The organism is Intrasporangium sp. (genome assembly GCF_032907665.1).
Taxonomy (GTDB): Bacteria; Actinomycetota; Actinomycetes; order Actinomycetales; family Dermatophilaceae; genus Intrasporangium.
Map to the genome: position 1 here is coordinate 1 of NZ_JAJJPG010000222.1, position 3,647 is coordinate 3,647.

Annotated in this window: 4 protein-coding genes; 2 read left to right on the forward strand and 2 right to left on the reverse strand. The window is 71.4% G+C overall.

Translation table 11 applies throughout. The features are described from left to right. The first annotated feature begins 297 nt into the window (after positions 1 to 297). On the forward strand, positions 298 to 765 hold the full coding sequence (locus LOY02_RS18495) for a hypothetical protein (protein ID WP_317183837.1): 468 nt from the start codon (positions 298 to 300) through the stop codon (positions 763 to 765). Between the two features lie 49 nt (positions 766 to 814). On the opposite strand, the gene LOY02_RS18500 is transcribed toward LOY02_RS18495, so the two are convergent. Next, positions 815 to 1,957 (reverse strand): FAD-binding oxidoreductase, encoded by a 1,143-nt coding sequence (locus LOY02_RS18500; protein ID WP_317183838.1) that lies wholly within the window; start codon positions 1,955 to 1,957, stop codon positions 815 to 817. Between the two features lie 78 nt (positions 1,958 to 2,035). Further along, complete coding sequence (locus LOY02_RS18505) at positions 2,036 to 2,824, reverse strand: TrmH family RNA methyltransferase (protein ID WP_317183839.1); 789 nt, start codon at positions 2,822 to 2,824, stop codon at positions 2,036 to 2,038. Positions 2,825 to 2,972: 148 nt separating this feature from the next. Here LOY02_RS18505 and LOY02_RS18510 point away from each other — a divergent pair. After that, on the forward strand, positions 2,973 to 3,647 hold a 675-nt coding region (locus tag LOY02_RS18510; protein WP_317183840.1), incomplete at its 3' end, for a GNAT family N-acetyltransferase.

Below are 3,647 nucleotides of genomic sequence, written 5' to 3' on the forward strand. Positions count from 1 at the left end.
GTCGCGACGGCCGAGCGGGACCACAGAAGCGGACCGGACCGTATGCCGCTGAGCCGGCTCAGCGGCATACGGCTAGTCCGTGACCCGCCCTTCTGGAACGGGCGGCGTCGTGTCCGACAACCAAAGGTTGACATCTCTGACAACCTGAGGTTCACTCAGTGTGTGAACCTTCAGTTGACACACGCACAGCACAAGCCCGGAGACCCTCCCGCCGAAGCGCGACGGCGCGCGGAGGCTCTGGCGGCCTTGCAGGAGGCGCTCAGGGCCGAAGCGCGCGCCAGAGACGAGGCAGCGAGGATGACGGCACGGCACGCCGAGGCCGCGGTGTGGCTCGGCGCCAGCCTCGCCGACCTCGCAAGCGTCACGGGCCACTCCCGACAGGCCGCGCGGAAGCGTTGGCCACGGCTCGGCGCGGTCACCCGCCGGCGGCGGTGGCTCGGCAACCACGTCGACCAGATCCTCTGGGCGGCGCGGCTCGTGCTCGACCACGCCGACGAGCTGCCGGCCGAGGCGACTGCCGGCCTGAAGGACGTCGTCGACGCGACCGCGGCGGCGTTCCGCAGCGACGCCGACCAGTCCGCCGACCCACTCGAGCGTTGGCGCCTCCTCGAGAGCGTCGTCGATCGTCATCTGCGCACCGTGGCCGATCCAGCGCTCGGGTCCGCCACGACCGACGAAGCGCAGTTTGCCCGCGACGGTGCCCTCGGAGTCGTCACGTACTACGACCACGCGGTCCAGGAGGACAGCCGGGACGACTCCGCCTGATCCGCTACGAGCGCGGTCCGAGGGTGCGTTGCGCTTCTGTGGTGAGGGTCTACCGGAAGCGCAGCGGAGACAGGAGAGCGACGTCCAGTCCGAGGCGGGCGATGTCGTCGGGAGCCTCCTCGCCGCGAATGAGATTCGCCGCGAGGCGAGCTGTTGCCGGTGCCGTCTGGATGCCGTAGCCGCCCTGGCCCGCGAGCCAGAAGAGGCCGTGGGCGGTCGGGTCGAACCCGACGACGAACTCCTCGTCGGGCGCGAAGGTACGCAGCCCCGCCCACGACGTCCTGACGGAGCGGGCCGCCACGGTGGTCACCTCGCGGATCTCGTCCAGGGCGCGGGCGATCTCCAGGGTGTCCGGCGCGACGTCGCCTGGTTCGCAGGGGGTCCGGTCGGCGGGGGAGCAGAGGAACTGCTCGCCCTCGGGCTTGATGTAGAACGACTCCTGCGCGTCGTAGAGCAGCGGCAGGTCACGCGCGCGGGGGACGTCCTCCCCGGGGATCGTGAAGACGGTGCGACGCCTCGGGGTGAGTCCGACGGGAGCGCAGCCTGCCGCGCCGGCAACCCGATCGGCCCATGCGCCGGCGGCATTGACAACGATGTCGGCGCGCGCGACAACGCCATCGGCCACGTGGACCTCCCAGGTGTCGCCCGACGCATGGAGTCGCTCCACGCGCCGTCCTCGCATCACGGTGCCGCCACGGGTGCGCAGTCCTCTCACATAGCCCTGATGGAGGGCGTGCACGTCGAGCTCCATCGCGTGCGGCTCGAACAAGCCCGCGGCAACGGAGCCCGGCCGGAGGATGGGGCACAGCTGAGCGGCCCGGACGGCGTCGACGGTGGTGGCGGAGGCCACGAGGGGGCGGACCTGCTCGTAGAGGGCGTCGATGACCTCGGCATGGCCGGTCCGCGCGATCTGCAGGAGCGGACGGGGAGTCATCAGCGCCCGTTCGAAGCCGGCGGGTGGGCCCTCGAGGAATGGCCGACTGGCGAGGGTGAGGGCGCGGATCTGCGGGCCCCCGTAGGTCTCGAGATACATCGCGGCGGATCGCCCGGTGGAGTGGTAGGCGAGCGTCGGCTCCATCTCGAGGAGCAGGACCGTGCGGTCGCGTGCCAGCTCGTAGGCCACCGAGACGCCGGCCATCCCACCGCCGACCACGACCACGTCGTAGGAGGGAGAGGTCGCCCCAGTCGTCACCGTGTCACTCAACCACGGCCCCGGGACGCGCCGCGAGCCCGCTGGCCGTGGCGTGGACGTCGTGGCGGCGGCCACTCCTCAGGCGCAAAGCCGAAGGTTGTGGGCGGAGCGGGTGTTGAGGACGATCCCGGCCGCGACCGACACATTGAGGGACTCGACCCGGTTGGTCATGCCGATGCTCACTCGCGCCGTGGCGGTCCGCTCGAGCGGTGGGGAGCAGCCGTCGCGCTCGCCGCCGAAGACGAGACCCACCCTGCCGGCCAGCCGCGCCAGGTGGGTGACGTCCGTCGAGGCGCCGGTGCCGCTGACGACGAGGGGGAGCTGCTGATCGTCGCCGAAGCGCAGCAGCTCCCGTGGCGTCGAGAGCACCGTCGGGAGATGGAAGACCAGGCCTCGGCTGGCCCGGATGAGCCGCCGGTCGTAGATGCTCGTCAGGCCGGAGTTGAGCAGCACGAGGCCCGAGCCCCCCAGGGCGGCGGTGGTCCGGATGATCGCACCGATGTTCCCCAGCAGCCTGACCCCGTCGAGGATCACGAGGTCGCGTTCGTCTTCGCCGAGGGACCTCAGGGGACGGGGGCGCGCGGGGTGGGCAAGGGCGAACACCCGCGAGGCCCGCTCCGTCCCGAAGAGGTGGCGGGCGACCTCGTCGGACACCGTCGAGACCGGCAGGCCGGCGTGGGAGAGGGTCTCGCCCGCAGTCACCTCCGACGGCGTGCAGAAGGCGGCACTGATCCGCACGCCCGCGCGGTGCGCCTGCAGGATGTTGTCGATGTCGTCGACCACCACGCCGGCACGGCCACGTGCGTGTCCCCGCAGGGCCCGCCGGACGTGGTCCAGCGTGCGCTCCGGCGCGATGACCCCAACCATGATCGCGAACGTAGGACCTCACGCTGCGTGAGGCTCAAGCCATTTCAGCCCAGGGGTGGACCGGCTCTTCGGCCACCTCGGGGCTCCGGCCGGGGCCCGGCCCGGAAACGCAGTTGAAGCACCGCTCCGGGCAGGCTTGGCTGAGGCCATGACTGAGCCTCCCATTCGTGTCGTCGCGGCCGCCGATGCCGATCGTTTCGTGGCCACCGACCACACTGTCTGGTTCGACGAGGTGCCCGACGCGGGTGCCGACGAGCAGCTCCTCGGGCTACCGGACGGCCAACGGTTCGCGGCGGAGGTGGACGGGGCCGACCCGGACAGCTACCCCGGCATCTACGGCGTCTTCACGCTGACGCTGAGCGTCCCTGGCTCCGCAGGGAGCTCGAGATCGGTGGCGTGTCCCGGCCTCACCTGGGTCGGCGTCCATCCGGACCACCGCCGCAAGGGGGTGCTCACAGCGATGATCCGCGACCACTTCGAGCGCGTGCGCAAGGAGGATGGCGCCCACGTCTCGGCGCTGCATGCCAGTGAGCCGGCCATCTACGGTCGCTACGGCTACGGGATGGCCTCGGCGGAGCTTCATGTGACCCTAGGCCGTGGGACGAGGCTCACCGCGCCGCACCTCGAGGAGCTCGTGGCTCGCACGACGACGCAGCTGACGAGCGCCGCGGTTCCGGACGTGTCCAAGCGCATGCGCGAGTGCCACCTGGCCCAGGCGGAGCTGGGTTCGGTCGTGGGTGACGCCGGGTACTACGCCCGGATCTGCCTCGAGCGACCCGACCAGCTGCGCGACAAGGAACCGCGAAGGGTGCTCTTCGCCCGG

Coding starts and splice junctions, on each gene's coding strand:
- LOY02_RS18505 (WP_317183839.1), bottom strand. CDS start 2,824: ATGGTTGGGGTCATCGCGCCGGAGCGCACGCTGGACCACGTCCGGCGG.
- LOY02_RS18495 (WP_317183837.1), top strand. CDS start 298: ATGACGGCACGGCACGCCGAGGCCGCGGTGTGGCTCGGCGCCAGCCTC.